The following is a 16,601-nucleotide window of genomic DNA, read 5'->3' on the forward strand; positions in this document are numbered from 1 at the left end:
AACATATGCTAGCAAAATGTATGAGAACTTACTCTCATACATTTTTTGCAATAAAACTACATATTGGCCTTCTAACGGGAGGCACATATTATGACATTTTGGCAATTTGCATTTAAAAATGTAACGCGCAACTCAAGAGCTTATTTTGCCTACTTTTTAAGCAGTGCCTTTTCAATTGCTGTTTTCTTTTCGTTTGCCGTTTATTTATTCCATCCGAAATTACAAAATTTCAGTATGATCTCTGAAATTTCAGGATTAATGATTTTTTCAGAAGTCGTCATTGTATTGTTCTCTTTCTTCTTTTTACTATATTCAATCGGATCATTTTTAAAAGTTCGAAAAAAACAATTTGGGATTTTAACCATTTTAGGTATATCGAAAAAGCAATTACATCGTCTCGTTTTTACGGAAAATATGTTAATTGGTATTTTATCTATCTTTTTCGGCATGCAGTTTGGGCTTGTCTTTTCGCAATTTTTCTTATTAGTGACAGCGAAAATTACGCACGTACCAGGTATATATTTATACTGGCCTACTAACGCGATTATTTTAACAATCATCGTTTTTCTTAGTCTTTTTATCATTGTATCTGCATTCACACCCATGCTTATTCGTACAAAAAAAACGGTACACCTTTTAAAAGCAAATGGTGGAAAACAAAAAGAAAGAAAACCATCCATATTTATCTCTTTATTTGGTGCAATTTGTTTATTAGGCGGCTATGCTTTAGCTGGAAATCCTAAATACTTCGTATCAGTAAGCCCACAAATAGGTGTTATATATATGGTTTCAAGTATTTTCGTGATTCCAACACTTGTTACAATTGGAACATATTTTTTCTTTTCGCAAATTAGTTTTTTACTTATTTATATTTTAAAAACGAGAAGAAAGTTTTATATGAAACGGATTAATATGCTTTGGATTTCTGATTTAGCAAGCCGTATTCGAACGAATATTAATATGCTTTTTATTGTGGCGATGCTATCTACTGTAGCTTTTACGATGATTACGTTCCTATATGGGTTCGGGAAATTTATTAAACTAGAGGTTAGTAGAACTTCTCCTTTCCCAATTTCTTATTTTTCTTATGATGCGAATCCTTTTGTTACAGAGCATTTAAATTGGCTTGAGCGACAATTACAAAAAGAGCATTTTCCTTATGAGAAAATAAAAGTTGATATATATGAAGCACCACTACAAGAAGATAAAGATATAGCTATTTATAATGACGTATACGCAATTAAGCAAAGTGACTATAACAAACTTGCAGATTCTTTACGAATGAAACAACTATTCATAGATGATAACGAAGCATATGTTTTAAATGGGACATCTTATATCACTATATTCAACGAATTTGAGCAAAGCTACCACAGAGATTACATTACACTCTCTAGTACAAATACGAAATTACGAGTAAAAGGCTATGAACCTGTCAATGCAATTCCATCTAGTTTTTCCTATCAAACGTTGGTTGTACCTGACGCTGTTATAAACAACTTACCAAATACAACAATACATATATCAGCGTACAATTACAAAATACAAAACTGGGAACAGACGTATAAAATTGCCGATGATTTTATACAAAAAATACAAAAAGACCGACAGAATTCTCAGCACGAAGGGGCTCTCATTCGCTACTTTGAATCAGCAAGCTCATTATATAAAATCACATCAGGAAGTGCCGCATACTTCCTAATTGGGACATTCTTAGGGGTTATCTTCTTCATTGGAGCTGGTAGCGTTCTTTACTTTAGAATGTATACCGATTTAACGAATGAACAAGAGAAGTATATAACGATTTCTAAAATCGGTGTAACAGATTTAGAGATGAAACGATCTGCAACCATTCAACTTAGCATTTTATTTTTCGTTCCGTATATTATGGCATCCATTCATACAATGTTCGCGACAAAAATGCTACAAGATGTAATTGGTTTATCGTTATTCAAAGAAATTTCAGCCGTTCTTATTATTTTTGGCGTAGTTGAAATCCTCTTTTTCTTATTCATTCGTTCGCTTTATATGCAAAAGTTATCACAATATACGAATGGACAAAATATTTAAAGCAAACTTGATGAAAGGAGTATCTCTTATACTCTTTTCATCTTTACTCTATTAGGAGGTTTAGGTGAATGACATTTTGGCAGTTTGCATTTAAAAACGTCACAAGGAACGCCAGAGCTTATTTCGCCTATTTTGTAAGCAGTGCGTTTTCCATTGCGATTTTCTTCTCATTTGCAGTTTATTTATTTCACCCTAAATTGCATACGACAGACGTGAATTATGCTCTAAGCATATTAATGACAATTTCAGAAGTTGTCATTGTGTTCTTTTCATTTTTCTTTTTACTATATTCGATTGGTACTTTCTTAAAAGTACGAAAAAAACAGTTCGGGATTTTAACTGTACTTGGTATATCTCAAAAACAATTAAAACGACTCATATTTATAGAAAATATGTTAATCGGTGTTCTTTCCATATTTTTCGGCATTCAACTTGGACTCGTTTTTTCACAGTTCTTTTTATTAGTTACCGCCAAAATTACACATGTACCTGGTTTATATTTATATTGGCCTACAGCAGCTATTATTTTAACAACGGTAATCTTTCTCGGACTCTTTATTCTCGTATCGTCCTTTACGCCGATGCTCATCCGTACGAGAAAAGCTGTACGACTTTTAAAAGAAGGGAAACAACATAAAGAAAAAAAAGCATCTGTACTTATTTCTCTATTTGGCGCGATATGTTTACTATCTGGATATGCGTTAGCAGCAAATCCGCTGTATTTTATGTCGCTAGGTGACATAATTGGAATTTTGTACGCCATCTCTAGTATATTTGTCATTCCATCACTCATTGCAGCTGGAACATATTTTTTCTTTTCACAAATTAGTCTCTTGCTCATTCGTATATTAAAAACACGAAGAACGTTTTATATGAAGCGAATTAATATGCTTTGGATTTCCGATTTAGCAACAAGAATTCGAACAAATATTAATATGCTCTTTATTGTAGCGATGCTATCAACGCTCGCTTTCACAATGATTACATTCTTATATGGATTCGGGAAATTTACAAAGTTTGATGAAATTAGGCAAAACCCTTTCCCGTTTACGTATTTATCTCATACTGAAAATACGTTAGCTGATCAACATTTAAACTGGTTAGAGCAAAAATTTAATGAAGAGCACTTTACTTATACAAAATTTAAAACGGATATATATGAAGTATCTTCAGCAGAAGAGAACACGCAGCCCTATTATGCCATTAAACAAAGTGACTATAATATACTTGCTAAGGCGTTAAACTGGGAACATCTCAACGTGAAGAATAATGAATCTTATATCCTTATTAAAGACATAGATGATCAATTCATTGGAACCATTTATGATAAAGAAAAGAAAAATACTCTTACGCTTTCTCAAAACTCTTTACAGCTACAAGTGAAAGAATATAAAAGTTATAACCCTTTCCCAAATAGTTTAATATCACACTTACTCGTACTATCTGATGAAAATGTAGAAGCATTATCATCTATTTCGAAACAAATGAGTGTATATAGCTTCAAAGTTCTAGATTGGGAAAAAGCATATAATATTGGCTCAGCGTTTATAACAAAAATCAATAACGACAATGCAGCGATTCAAGCAGAACACCCGCCGTTTCATGCAAGTGAAGCGAGCAACTCACTATACGAAACAAAACTAAATGTATCTTCCTTTTTCTTAATCGGAACTTTCCTTGGCGTTATTTTCTTTATCGGTGCTGGTAGTGTTCTTTACTTCCGCATGTATACAGATTTAACAAATGAGCAAGAAAAGTATATAACGGTTACGAAAATTGGCTTAACAGAAGATGAGATGAAACAATCTGCTACCATTCAACTTGCGATTCTTTTCTTTGTTCCTTACATTATGGCATCGATTCATACGATGTTTGCGACAAAGATGTTGCAAGAAATATTGAATCTCTCATTATTCGCTGAGATTACGGTTGTACTTGTAATCTTTGGAACAGTTGAAATTCTATTTTTCCTTTTAATTCGTTCCTTTTATATGCAAAAATTATCACAACACATTAAGTTTTAAGAAATAGAAAGGTGATTACTATGGAAGAAGTATTACACATTAAAAACGTATCAAAAGTGTATGAGGGGAAAGTCCCTCATACCGCTTTAAAAAATATAAATTTACACGTCGATAAAGGTGAATTCGTTGCGATCATGGGGCCGTCTGGAAGTGGTAAATCTACGTTTTTAAACGTTATTTCCACAATTGATTCTCCTACTTCTGGTGATGTCGTTATTAACGGAAAAAAACCACATACATTTCGTAGAGAGAAATTAGCTATTTTCCGCCGCCAAGAGTTAGGATTTGTTTTCCAAAACTTTAACCTACTAGATACACTAACAATCGGTGAAAATATCGTACTACCTTTAACATTAGATAATGTTCCTTTAAAAGAAATGGATCAAAAACTCGATAATATCTCAAAAAAGCTAGGAATTGATCACATTTTAAATAAGCGTATTTTTGAAGTGTCAGGTGGACAAGCACAGCGTACTGCTGTGGCACGTGCCGTTATTCATCACCCTTCTCTTTTACTCGCTGATGAACCGACAGGAAACTTGGACTCCAAAGCAGCTATAGATGTAATGGAGCTCTTTACGAAGCTAAACAAAGAAGAAGATGCAACGATTTTAATGGTTACGCACGATCCATTTGCAGCAAGTTATTGTAACCGTGTTATTTTCATTAAAGATGGAGAACTTTACAATGAACTGCACCGCGGATTGTACCGTGAGAAATTTTATCAAGAAATATTAGATGTTTTAGCCTTATTAGGAGGAAGACGTGGATGACATTTTGGCAATTTGCATTTAAAAATGTCTCGCGTAATTCAAAAGCATATTTCGCCTACTTTGTAAGTAGTGCGTTTTCTATCATGGTTTTCTTTTCATTTACTGTATACGCGTATCATCCGCGGTTACAAATTATGAATCAATTGCATGAACAAGATCCGCTCATGGACTTAGCTGGCATGGCACAATTTGTTATCGTTTTGTTCTCGTTCTTCTTTCTCTTATATTCTATCGGGACATTTTTAAATGTACGAAAACAACAATTTGGCGTTTTAACTGTTCTCGGTATATCTCAAAAACAATTAAAACGGCTTTTGTTTACTGAAAATATGATCATTGGAATGCTCGCTATTTTTGCAGGTATTCAAGGCGGTCTTGTGTTTTCTAACTTTTTCTTACTCGTTACTTCTAAATTAACAAATGCAAAAGGCCTCTATTTATATTGGCCAACAGAAGCAATTATCGTTACAACAGTAATTTTTATTATTTTATTTTTCATCGTTTCTACATTTACACCGATGTTCATTCGTACTCGTAAAACAACTCGATTAATTAAAAATAATAAAAAGGAAAAAGACGAAAAAAGGCCGTCTATACTCATTTCATTGTTTGCCTTAATTTGTTTAGGGCTATGCTATTATATCGCCGGTTATCCACAAAGCTACGTCACAGAAAAAAATGTACAAAACGGCTCTGTATACCTTATTATTTTATCCATTTTACCGCTCGTAGTAGTCGGGACATATTTATTCTTTTCACAAACATTCCTCCTCTTTATCTTTATCTTAAAAAAGCGGAGAAAGTTTTATATGAAACAAATAAACATGTTATGGATTTCAGATTTAGCTAGCCGTACGCGTAGTAATATTAATGTGCTCTTTATCGTTTCTATGTTGTCAGCACTTGCATTTACAATTATTATTGGGCTATTTGCTGCTAATAATAATACGAAAGCATCGACATTAGAACAATATCCTTTCCCCTTCACATATACGTCCAAAGGTGAAAATCCATTTGAACAAAAGCACATTACTACAATTGAAACGGAGCTTACAAATGCTAATTTTCAATACAATAAGCATAAGTTCACAGTGTTACAAGATACAGCTTTAAAAGAAGACATTACTCTTATGACAATGAGTGACTATAACACACTTGCGAAACAATTACAGAGACCGGAAATAACCCTTGATTCTACACAAGTTTATATTATTTCTCGTTACTCGCCAGAACTCTTAAATCTTGTATCAAATCCATTTGTAAAACAAAATACAATTACACTCGGATCTAATAAAAAGGAATTTCATATTAAAGGATTTATTAATAAAGGGATCGAACCAGCCTATGCATTCCCACATATAATTGTTGTACAAGATTATGCATTTAATAATATGATTCCTCATATTGAAACGACCACAGTTTATAACTACTTCGTTGAAAATTGGGAAAGTGCAATTGTTCCGACGAAAAATATATTAAAACATATTTGGAATGATACAGATAGATTCTATGAGGCATATAAAGATAGGAAAACTGCACCTCGCGCCCCATTTGATATTTATACAGCTGCTGATACTCTAAACTACAGTAAAGGAAATTCAATTGCTACTTTCTTTATTTGGACATTTCTCGGCTTTATTTTCTTTATCGGGGCAGCCAGTGTTTTATACTTCCGTATGTATAATGATTTAACAACTGAAAAACAAAAGTACATTACAATTACAAAACTCGGCTTAACAGAATCAGAAATGTTTCGTTCTGCAACGATTCAATTAGGAATTTTATTTTTCATTCCTTATATCGTTGCTGGTATTCATACAATATTTGCGATTCAGTTTTTACAAAGCATGTTCTCTTTCTCTTTATTAAAAGAATTAGTGATTATACTTACTTTGTTCGGAATTATCGAGATTATTTTCTTCTTCTTAATCCGTTCTCTGTACATTAATAAATTATCACAGCATATAAAAATATGAATAAAATGGCCTTGTGCAATACGCACAAGGCCATTTTCAATAGTTTTTAATAATTAGCAGCAGTATCCACCATAGCCGCCGCCATATCCACCATAACCGCCGTAACCACAACCACCGCCACCGCCGAAGCAGCTAGCACCGATAATGATTAATAAAATAAACAATACGATTAGAAGCGCAAAACCGCCTCCATGTCTGCGGTGACAATCATCATGTCTGTGTTCACACTTTTCGCTCATTACTCTATTCCTCCTTTAGTATCATTCATAACAAGTTCACCTTGCTCTAAATGAGGGGATTCCATTTATAGTATGTTTTCAGGGCGAATAAGAAGCTTGGCTTTCTAAAAAACGGGCTTGTTTTTGGAAATGGGCTTGCTCAAAAAAAGATACCTATTATAAGGTATCCTTTAAAAAAACATATTCAATACAAGGGCAAAACCAAATGCAATAAATGATAATAACGGTTCCTTCACCGTCAAACCTAAATACTCTTTTACAAGCCAGAACCCTGCATCGTTTACGTGAGAAAACATTAATGAGCCTGCTCCGGTTGCAATAACAAGTAACTCTAAATTCACACCAGACATGTGCTGAATAACCGGCGAAATAATTCCTGCCGCTGTCGTTAATGCTACTAGCTGATTCGGTCGCTATTCGAATTAAACCGGCTACCATGAAAGCCAGTACGATTGGTGATAACGATATATGTTCCGCCATTTGCGCTGAGAAATAGTACGTATAATGAATATATGGCGCATCATTTAACGTGTATAGACGCTCGATTGTAAACTAGTCTATCCCATTTGTACAATACAAAAAGGTTACTCATGAGAGTAACCTTAGTAAATAAAATTATATCGACGCAAAGTGAACTATATCGAACATAACTCAAATTATATCGACGCAAAATCGAATATATCGAACACACCTTGAATTATATCGACGTTCCGATAAGGAATATCGACTTATCGACACAAAGTGACAAACTTATCTCTCAAACACAATCCGCTGCTTTGTGATTTCTTCTAATCTCCCGCGGTTCACTTCATACTCAGCGGCCATACTTTGCGGCACAATCACTTTCCCGCCCTCAAGCATCACTTCCGGTGAAATAATATCCCTCTCCCAATGTCTACTAGAAGCTGATATATCTCCTGGAATTGTAAAGTTTGGCAATGAAGCAAGCGCAACATTTTGCGCTCGTGAAATCCCCATCTCTACCATACCGCCGCACCAAACGGGTATGTTATGCTCCATACAATAATTATGAATTTGAACCGACTCAGTTAATCCGCCTACTCGCCCTGGTTTAATATTCACAATCTGGCAACTACCAAGCGTAATCGCAACGCGCGCATCTTCTAAACTATGGATGCTTTCGTCTAAACAAATCGGCGTTTCAATTTTCTTTTGCAGTTGTGCATGATCAAGAAAATCATAATCCGCTAACGGTTGTTCAATCATCATTAATTGAAATTCATCTAACCGTTTTAATTTTTCTGCATCAGCCAATGTGTATGCTGAATTCGCATCAGCCATTAACGGGATATTCGGGAACTCTTTACGAATCTCTTTCAATAACTCATAATCATGCTCTGGCTTTATTTTCACTTTAAAACGCTCGTATCCTTCTTCCGCGTACTTCTCGATTTGTTTTAACATAACCGAAATCGTATTGATCCCGATCACAACACCGACTTCGATTTCAGGCTTCGTTCCGCCAAGTAAGGTCGCTAACGATTTCTTTTGACGCTTCGCATATAAATCCCAAACAGCTCCTTCTATTCCGCCCTTTGCCATTCGGTTTCTTTTTATATGCTGGAATAAAGACGGTACCTCAGTTGGATGAGAAATTTCAGCCTTTAATAAATCAGGTAATAAAAAATCTTGTAGTACATGCAGCGCAGTCTTCACCGTTTCTTCCGTATACCACGGTTCAGAAAACGCAACAACTTCGCCAAATCCAATGTACCCGTCCGTATCTTCTAATTCAACAACGATACTCTCACGCTTTTCATAAGTCCCGTAGCTTGCAGCAAACGGGATGACGAGTGGCATTTCTGTTATATAAAGGGTCGCTTTTTTTATTTCCACTTACATCTCCTCCAGTAATTGTCTTAACTCTCGTCTTAACAATTTCTTCGAAGCATTTCGTGGTAATTCCTCTAAGAAACATGCTTTCTTCGGCACTTTATATTTCGCTAATTTCTCTTCGCAAAAATGAAGTATCTCTTCTTCTGTTACCTCTCCGCTTTTGACAACAAAAGCAGCCGGTACTTGTCCCCATCTTTCATCAGCCATACCGACAACACCAGCTTCCACTACCGCGGGATGAGAAAGCAACACTTCTTCAATTTGAGCCGGATATATATTTTCTCCGCCAGAAATAATTAAATCGCTGCGGCGATCTAATACGTATAAAAATCCTTCTTCATCTAAATAACCGAGGTCACCAGTATGAAGCCATCCGTTTTGAATAGTCTCGCGCGTCGCATCCTCACGGTTAAAGTAACCGCCTGTTACGTTTGGTCCCTTTACTACGATTTCGCCTTCCGCAAACGGCGGCACTACTACACCGTCTTTTTCAATACGAAGTTGACACTGAAATAGTGGCTTTCCAGCTGATCCTACTTTCGTTAGCATGTAATCTGCTGATAACGTACAAATTTGCGATGATGTTTCTGTCATGCCGTACGTTTGATAAACAGGAATTCCTTTTTCTACACACGTTTCTAATAACGGTTTCGGCGCTGGTCCTCCGCCAAGTAACATGCATCGTAAAGAAGATGGATATGTTCCTTCTCCAAGTCGTTCTAATAAATCGGTTAACATTTTAGAAACGACAGAAATAATCGTTACGCCTCTCGTTTGAAGTGCTTTATGAATAAAGTCCGCATCATACTTTGGAACGAGTAAAATGCGCATGCCGTACATAATGTTTTTCATTAAAAGAGATAGCCCGCCAACATGGAACATCGGCATACAAGCTAGCCAGCAATCATCATCACGAAGTCCTAAATTAAGCGAAGAACCGACTGCACTTGCCCAGTGATTTCCATACGTTAAAATAACGCCTTTCGGTTTTCCTGTCGTCCCAGACGTATAAATAATTGTCATCGCTTCTTCTAAAGAGAATTCTTCTTGTATAGCCGCCTCCGCCTTCGGTCCATTCATCACTTCAGCGAATGAATATACAGGAACAGCCTTAGCATCAAAATCTTGATCCGTCACTAAACAAATAACTTCAGCATCATCCATTTGCCAAAGTAGCTCTTCTCTTGAAAGACGTGTATTTAAAAGTACAGCTACTGCCCCTACGTACGATAGGGCGTGAATTACTGTAATCATCTCCATACCATTTTTCATCAGAACAGCCACCTTTTGCCCGCGTTTCACTCCTACATGCGTGAGGTGCTCACAAACAGATACCACTTTTTCATGCAGCTGCATAAAAGTAACTTTCTCTTCCTCTATTTCAATTGCAGTACGATCTGGTGTTAAAAATGCACGCTGCTTTAACCAATTCGGCATCGTCGTCATCATCCATTCTCCTTTCATGAAAGAAAGAGACTTGATATGACATCAAGTCTCTTAGTTGTTTTGTTTCCGGTTTGATCTCATCCAGCTGCGCCTCCTAGCCCCTTCCGTCTAAGAACCTTCCGCACGAGAAAGTAAAAAACACTTTCTGTGCGAAAGAACCTTAGCCAACGGGGCTAAACAGTCGGCTTCGCTTTCATCAAGGGAAACGAGGGAATTGACCGAAGTCCGGAGTGCGTTTTTCTTTGAACGCGTCGCGGCCTTCTTTTGCTTCGTCAGTTGTGTAGTACAATAACGTTGCGTCTCCAGCTAGTTGTTGAATACCAGCTAGACCGTCTGTGTCTGCGTTGAATGCAGCTTTTAGGAAACGAAGTGCCATTGGGCTGTTTGCTAAAATTTCTTGTGCCCATTGTACTGTTTCTGCTTCAAGCTCTTCTAATGGTACTACTGTGTTTACTAAGCCCATATCAAGCGCTTCCTGAGCGTTGTATTGACGGCATAGGTACCAAATTTCGCGAGCTTTCTTGTGACCTACCATACGAGCTAAGTAACCAGCTCCGTATCCACCGTCAAAGCTTCCTACTTTAGGACCTGTTTGCCCGAATACAGCGTTGTCTGCAGCGATTGTTAAGTCACATACGATATGAAGTACGTGTCCTCCACCGATTGCATAACCTGCTACCATTGCGATAACTGGTTTAGGAATTGCGCGAATTAGACGTTGTAAGTCTAATACGTTTAGACGTGGGATTTGGTCCTCACCTACATATCCACCATGACCGCGAACTTTTTGGTCGCCGCCAGAACAGAATGCACGTCCACCTTCACCTGTTAAAATGATAACGCCAACATTTGCATCATCACGAGCGTGTGCAAATGCATTGATTAACTCCATTACCGTTTTTGGACGGAATGCGTTATGTACTTCAGGGCGGTTAATCGAAATCTTTGCGATACCATTGTATGTTGAATAAATAATATCTTCGTAATTGCCTTCTGTTACCCATTCAATAGCCATTACTATTACCTCCTTGTATATTTCTGATCTCCTCTACAAGTGCAACTTCCTTCTTAGATGAAAAAAGCATCACTGCATAGTTTTTAGAAATCCCTTTACTATTGTATCAAACTTTTCCAGTTGTTCCACATGAATTGCATGGCCAGCACCATCAATTTTGACAAATTTCGCGTGAGGGACGCATTTTTCAATGCTTTTTAATATGCGAAAGAACTTTTCATCGTATTCCCCGTTCATTAAAAGAACAGGCATACTAAACTGTTCTAGCTTATGCCACCAGGAAGGCTGGGCCCCTGTTCCCATACCGCGCAAGCTATTTGCAAGCCCTTTTGGACTGTTAGCAAGTCGTTCTTTTCGCACCGCTTCTTGTAAGTTTGGAGCTAAACGTTTTTGCGTTTCGAACAGCGGAATATTTTCCCACATTGATACAAAACTTTCGATGCCTTCTCGCTCAATTTTATCGGCAAGTCGCTCATCTTTTTCACGGCGTTCTTTTCTATCCTCTTCACTTTCAAGTCCAGCTGTACAATTTTCTAATAAAAGAGAATGTACATAATCTGGATATAAGCATGCCATCGTAATCGCCAGTCTACCGCCCATTGAATAGCCGAGTATATGCGCTTTGTCAATATGAAGGTAATCTAGTAGCTCTTTCATTTGTAGCGCTACATTCCGGATATCATAATGCGTGACATCTTCAGGACTCTCGGTCTTTCCGTGCCCAACAAGATCCACTACAATAATTTGAAACTGCTCACTCCATGAAGATATAAAAGGACGCCACGTTTCTATGCTTCCCGTAAAACCATGAAGAAGTAGAAGTGGTTCTCCGCTTCCGACTACTTCATATTCATACGATACACCTTGCAGCGTTACTTTCATCGTGATTCACCTTGCAGAGATGTAGTAATTACGTCCATCGTTTTAGCCCATAATGTACGGTGCAATGTTAAGTTTTCATCACGATTCGTACAAATTTCCACAACGTGTAAACCGTCTGTCGTCGTTCCTTTTTGTACCTCTTCTCGGAACTGCTCCCAGCCGTTTACACGGCTAAATGAACCGCCGTACATTTTGACAACATGCTCATAATCAAGTCCAATTGGTGTTCCAAATAATGATTCGAAATGTTCCTTTTTCTCATACTGTGGTAAGAATGAGAAAATACCACCGCCGTCATTATTTACAACGACAATTGTTATGTTTAATTCGTGTAATTTCGCTGCTAACAGGCCATTTAAATCATGATAGAATGATAAATCACCAATGACTAATACGAGCGGATCACAAATAACGCTCGCTCCTAAAGCAGTCGAAACGATTCCATCAATACCATTCACACCACGATTTGCCATCACTTGAATATTTTTATCCGATGTGAAGAAGAATGAATCTGTATCGCGAATTGGCATACTGTTACTCGCAAATAATGTTGCCCCTTCTGGTAATACGCGTACAATATCCGTAATGACTTTCCCTTCAAATGCGGTATCATATGTTTCCATCTCACGAAGCGTTTCCTTCGTTTTTTCGTTTATATGTTGCCACATTCCGAACCAATCATTCTTTTTCGTAGCTGGTATTTTCTCTATTAATGCCCTGCAAAATTCAATGTCACCAGCCTGCACTACTTCTGTCGCAACAAGAGCTGGATCTCTCCATTGCCCTGATTCATCGACAACGATATGAATAGCTTTCGTTTGTTTTTTTATGAACTGCGTTAATGCTTTCGAAACAGGCATACCACCAAAGCGAATAATCACATCTGGCTTCCACGTTTCTTTTAATAGTTCATTTCGTAAAAATGTATCATAACAGTCGATTACCATCGTTTTATCGTGATGTCCACTACGGATGTTAGAAAGTGGATCCGCTAATATTGGATATCCCGTTTTCTCAGCTAGTTCTATCGCCGATGCTGCGAGTTTCGGATGACTATCATCTCCACAAATAATAAGCCCCTTTTCCATATGTGAAAGGCGCCCTACAAGAGACTCTACATATTCACTCGGCATCGTCACGTTCCCTTGCTGAACTACTCCTGTATATTCACCACGCCCTTTATCCCATAGATTTTCTAATGAGAAATCTGGGATTAACGGCTCGCGAACTGGAAAATTGAGATGAACAGGTCCTTGCGGCGCTAAACACGCACTTGCTATCGTACGCTGCGTCGTCATACGAGCGTAATGATACATCGCTTCACTTGCTTCTGGAAGTGCCATCTCTGTAAATTGCTTCACAAAAGTGCCGTATAAATTAAATTGATTCATCGCTTGTGGTGCACCCACATCTCTTAATTCATGCGGTCTATCTGCTGTTAAGACGACAAGTGGCACTCGTGAATGAAAAGCTTCACATACAGCTGGATAATAGTTTGCTGCTGCCGTTCCTGACGTACACAATAATGCAACAGGACGTTTTTTTGCTTTTGCAATGCCAAGCGCAAAAAATCCTGCTGATCTTTCATCTACATGTAAATATGTGTTCATTCCTTCATGTTGTTCCATTAGTAAAGCAAGCGGCGTTGACCGTGAGCCTGGACTAATGACAACATCACATACATTTAGACGCGTCAGTTCATCCACGAACGCGCCTAAATAATATGATAATGCTTCTATATGATTGTTCATTTCATTAATTCCTCCAAAGCACCAAGCATCGGTCTAAACTTCAAACTTGTTTCTTCATATTCAAGTTGTGGTACTGAATCTATTACAATCCCACAACCGGCAAATAAGGATGCTTTCTCGCCATTTAATAATCCGCAGCGAAGTGCAACCGCAAATTCACCATTTCCTTCATCATCTATAAAGCCAATCGGCGCACCGTACAATCCTCGGTCTAACAATTCCACATCACGAATCAATTTCATTGCTTCCAAACGAGGTGTCCCGCCAAGAGCTGGTGTTGGATGCAGTTCTTCTACCATCGTTAAAAGACTCGCATCACCTTTTGCTTCTACGGGCGTATATAAATGAATTAAGTTTTTCGTTGTTAATAGACCCGGACTTTCCGGAATATTAACAGATTCGCAGTGCTCATTTAATACCGATCGGATCATGTTAACAACATAACCGTGTTCAGCTAAATTCTTTTCATCATGAAGAAGCGTATTACCATTTTGTTTACTTTCTTCTATAGAATGACCATGACCAATTGAACCAGCAAGGCACATCGACGTAAACTTCTCATTTTCCTTACGAATTAATCGTTCTGGCGTCGCTCCTAAGAAGCATGCTCCTTTATAATCAAAAGAAAATACGTAACAATCCGGTTGGCCAATGCGAAGCGCTTCTAAAACAAGAGCAGAATCAATGCGATGATTCATCTCTACTTTTAACTCCCTCGCTAATACAACCTTCTGCACGTTCCCCTGCTTCATCTCACCTTGTACTTTCTCAATGGCCTTCATCCAGCCTTGTGGATCAACTTCCATTTTAGAAGTAACTGTTAATTTTGATTCCTCTAGCGCAAATTTACTCTCTGTTAAAATCTTTTCTTCTAAAGAAATCATTTCCTTATAAAGAGTGTCTGCACAATCTGTTGCTGAAACAAATGTATTCATCGTTAACCATGCTTTTTCATTTTTTACAGTTAATAAAAATGCTGGTAGTGAAAACGTCGTATCTTTAAATTCTTTCCATAAGTCCGTTTTCTCTTTTTCTGGATCAAATGAAAATCCACCAAATAAAAGAGGACCGGTGCCAAATTCATATTCATCTCTTTGCACAAATGCGTTCTCTTTTACTTTCTCCCACTCGTCGCGAGCGGTTTGAAAGCGCTTATGAGAAGAATTTGCTATAGTGAAAACAGAACCAATCCCTGCAAATATTACATGCTGAGCTGGGTCTGCAAAATAACATCTATTTTCGAATGAAGTCCTTTTTCCTGCTGCATAAAACAGAAGTGGATCCACCCAGTCTATTTGTTTTACAAAACTAACTAATGTTTTTTTATTAGTTGCACGCTTAATGGCTGCAATCAGAACTTCTTGCAAGCCTTTTTGTTTCGTTTGAATCACAATTGTCTCCCCCCTATGGGCGAAAAATAGTCATAATTACGCTTGATTTTAAGATACACCTCAAACGAAAGGCCTGTCAACGTTTAGCATTTCTGAGAAATCCACCTTCTCTTCCTAGAAAATAAAAGTTGACACTAAATGATGCTTTTTCTACACTTAATTGTGTACAATATGTGACCTAAGGAGGATTCAACATGGAAATGAACGTCAAAACGAATTCCTCTCCTACGGCGCCAAAGCCAAGTAAACAAACAGGCTGGCGCATTTGGTGGAGTTTACTACGTCCCCATACATTAACAGCCGCTTTCGTTCCTGTTTTCATCGGAACAGCGTATGCGATGCAGGTCGGAGGTATAAATCAAATACATCTTCCTCTTTTCCTTATGATGCTTCTTGCTTGTCTTCTCATTCAAGCAGCAACAAACATGTTCAATGAATACTTTGATTATAAAAGAGGACTCGATCACGAAGGTTCAGTTGGTATCGGCGGCGCTATCGTTCGCGATGGTATTCAGCCAAAAACAGTACTGAACTTAGCATTCGGATTTTTAGGTATCGCAACGCTATTAGGTGTTTATATTTGTATGAACTCTAGCTGGTGGCTTGCTGCAATCGGTCTTATTTGTATGGCCGTTGCTTACCTTTACACCGGTGGCCCAATTCCAATTGCTTATACACCATTTGGAGAACTTACAGCAGGATTATTTATGGGTGTCATTATTATTGGTATTTCATTCTTTATTCAAACTGGAACAGTAACATCTGAAGTGATTTTATTATCTATCCCAAGCTCCATTTTAATCGGTGCGATTTTACTATCTAACAATATTCGTGATTTAGATGGTGATAAAGAAAATGGTCGTAAAACATTGGCGATTCTCGTTGGACGCGAGAGAGCAGTTGGTGTACTTGCTTCTATGTTCATCGTTTCCTACATTTGGACAGTTGCTTTAATTATCGTGAACATCGTATCTCCATGGATGTTAATCGTATTCTTAAGCGTACCGAAAGCATTTAAAGCGACGAAAGGCTTTATCGGCAAAAGCATTCCAATGGAAATGGTCCCTGCTATGATCGCAACAGCAAAAACAAATACAATTTTCGGTCTCCTAATGGGAATCGGATTACTACTTGGATACTTCCTATAGAAAGGAGCTGCCTACGCAGCTCCTTTTTT

General features: G+C 37.6%; 12 protein-coding genes and 2 pseudogenes. 5 read left to right on the forward strand and 9 right to left on the reverse strand.

Annotation, left to right across the window (positions count from 1 at the left end):
- The first annotated feature begins 90 nt into the window (after nt 1–90).
- From COC96_RS14160 to COC96_RS14175, 4 genes are all read left to right on the forward strand, one after another.
- Nucleotides 91–2,070: an FtsX-like permease family protein gene (locus COC96_RS14160; RefSeq protein WP_098269451.1), complete on the forward strand. Its 1,980-nt coding sequence runs from the start codon at nt 91–93 to the stop codon at nt 2,068–2,070.
- Nucleotides 2,071–2,138: 68 nt separating this feature from the next.
- On the forward strand, nt 2,139–4,094 hold the full coding sequence (locus tag COC96_RS14165) for an ABC transporter permease (RefSeq protein ID WP_098768942.1): 1,956 nt from the start codon (nt 2,139–2,141) through the stop codon (nt 4,092–4,094).
- 20 nt (nt 4,095–4,114) lie between these two features.
- Nucleotides 4,115–4,867 (forward strand): ABC transporter ATP-binding protein, encoded by a 753-nt coding sequence (locus COC96_RS14170; RefSeq protein ID WP_098269453.1) that lies wholly within the window; start codon nt 4,115–4,117, stop codon nt 4,865–4,867.
- Nucleotides 4,864–6,843, forward strand: coding sequence for an ABC transporter permease (locus tag COC96_RS14175; protein ID WP_098269454.1), 1,980 nt, complete (start codon nt 4,864–4,866; stop codon nt 6,841–6,843). The genes COC96_RS14170 and COC96_RS14175 overlap by 4 nt, the downstream gene beginning before the upstream one ends.
- Before the next feature lie 53 nt (nt 6,844–6,896).
- Here COC96_RS14175 and COC96_RS14180 read toward each other — a convergent pair whose 3' ends face one another.
- From COC96_RS14180 to COC96_RS14215, 9 genes and pseudogenes are all read right to left on the reverse strand, one after another.
- The gene (locus tag COC96_RS14180; protein ID WP_097904751.1) at nt 6,897–7,082 is read right to left on the reverse strand and encodes a YjcZ family sporulation protein; all 186 of its coding nucleotides are present in this window, start codon (nt 7,080–7,082) and stop codon (nt 6,897–6,899) included.
- A 170-nt stretch (nt 7,083–7,252) separates the two neighbouring features.
- Nucleotides 7,253–7,568 (reverse strand): annotated as a pseudogene (locus tag COC96_RS14185) (GntT/GntP/DsdX family permease); the annotation flags it as partial.
- Nucleotides 7,557–7,634: pseudogene (locus tag COC96_RS27575) on the reverse strand (GntR family transcriptional regulator); the annotation flags it as partial. The pseudogenes COC96_RS27575 and COC96_RS14185, both read right to left, overlap by 12 nt.
- A gap of 198 nt (nt 7,635–7,832) precedes the next feature.
- On the reverse strand, nt 7,833–8,939 hold the full coding sequence (gene menC / locus COC96_RS14190; protein ID WP_098269455.1) for an o-succinylbenzoate synthase: 1,107 nt from the start codon (nt 8,937–8,939) through the stop codon (nt 7,833–7,835).
- Complete coding sequence (locus tag COC96_RS14195; RefSeq protein WP_176538821.1) at nt 8,940–10,385, reverse strand: o-succinylbenzoate--CoA ligase; 1,446 nt, start codon at nt 10,383–10,385, stop codon at nt 8,940–8,942.
- A gap of 196 nt (nt 10,386–10,581) precedes the next feature.
- Nucleotides 10,582–11,400 (reverse strand): 1,4-dihydroxy-2-naphthoyl-CoA synthase, encoded by an 819-nt coding sequence (gene menB, locus COC96_RS14200; RefSeq protein ID WP_098269457.1) that lies wholly within the window; start codon nt 11,398–11,400, stop codon nt 10,582–10,584.
- Between the two features lie 69 nt (nt 11,401–11,469).
- A complete protein-coding gene (gene menH / locus COC96_RS14205) occupies nt 11,470–12,282 on the reverse strand; it encodes a 2-succinyl-6-hydroxy-2,4-cyclohexadiene-1-carboxylate synthase (protein ID WP_098768943.1) in 813 nt (270 codons plus the stop codon).
- Nucleotides 12,279–14,033 carry a 2-succinyl-5-enolpyruvyl-6-hydroxy-3-cyclohexene-1-carboxylic-acid synthase gene (gene menD / locus COC96_RS14210; protein WP_098269459.1) on the reverse strand — a complete coding sequence of 585 codons (1,755 nt, stop codon included), beginning with the start codon at nt 14,031–14,033 and terminating at the stop codon, nt 12,279–12,281. The genes menH and menD overlap by 4 nt, the downstream gene beginning before the upstream one ends.
- The gene (locus tag COC96_RS14215) at nt 14,030–15,424 is read right to left on the reverse strand and encodes an isochorismate synthase (RefSeq protein ID WP_098269460.1); all 1,395 of its coding nucleotides are present in this window, start codon (nt 15,422–15,424) and stop codon (nt 14,030–14,032) included. The genes menD and COC96_RS14215 overlap by 4 nt, the downstream gene beginning before the upstream one ends.
- Before the next feature lie 194 nt (nt 15,425–15,618).
- Here COC96_RS14215 and COC96_RS14220 point away from each other — a divergent pair, with 194 nt between their 5' ends.
- Nucleotides 15,619–16,572 (forward strand): 1,4-dihydroxy-2-naphthoate polyprenyltransferase, encoded by a 954-nt coding sequence (locus COC96_RS14220; RefSeq protein ID WP_097904758.1) that lies wholly within the window; start codon nt 15,619–15,621, stop codon nt 16,570–16,572.
- Nucleotides 16,573–16,601 lie beyond the last annotated feature (29 nt).

It is taken from the genome of Bacillus cereus (assembly GCF_002577405.1).
In the GTDB taxonomy this organism is placed as follows: Bacteria; Bacillota; Bacilli; order Bacillales; family Bacillaceae_G; genus Bacillus_A; species Bacillus_A cereus_AU.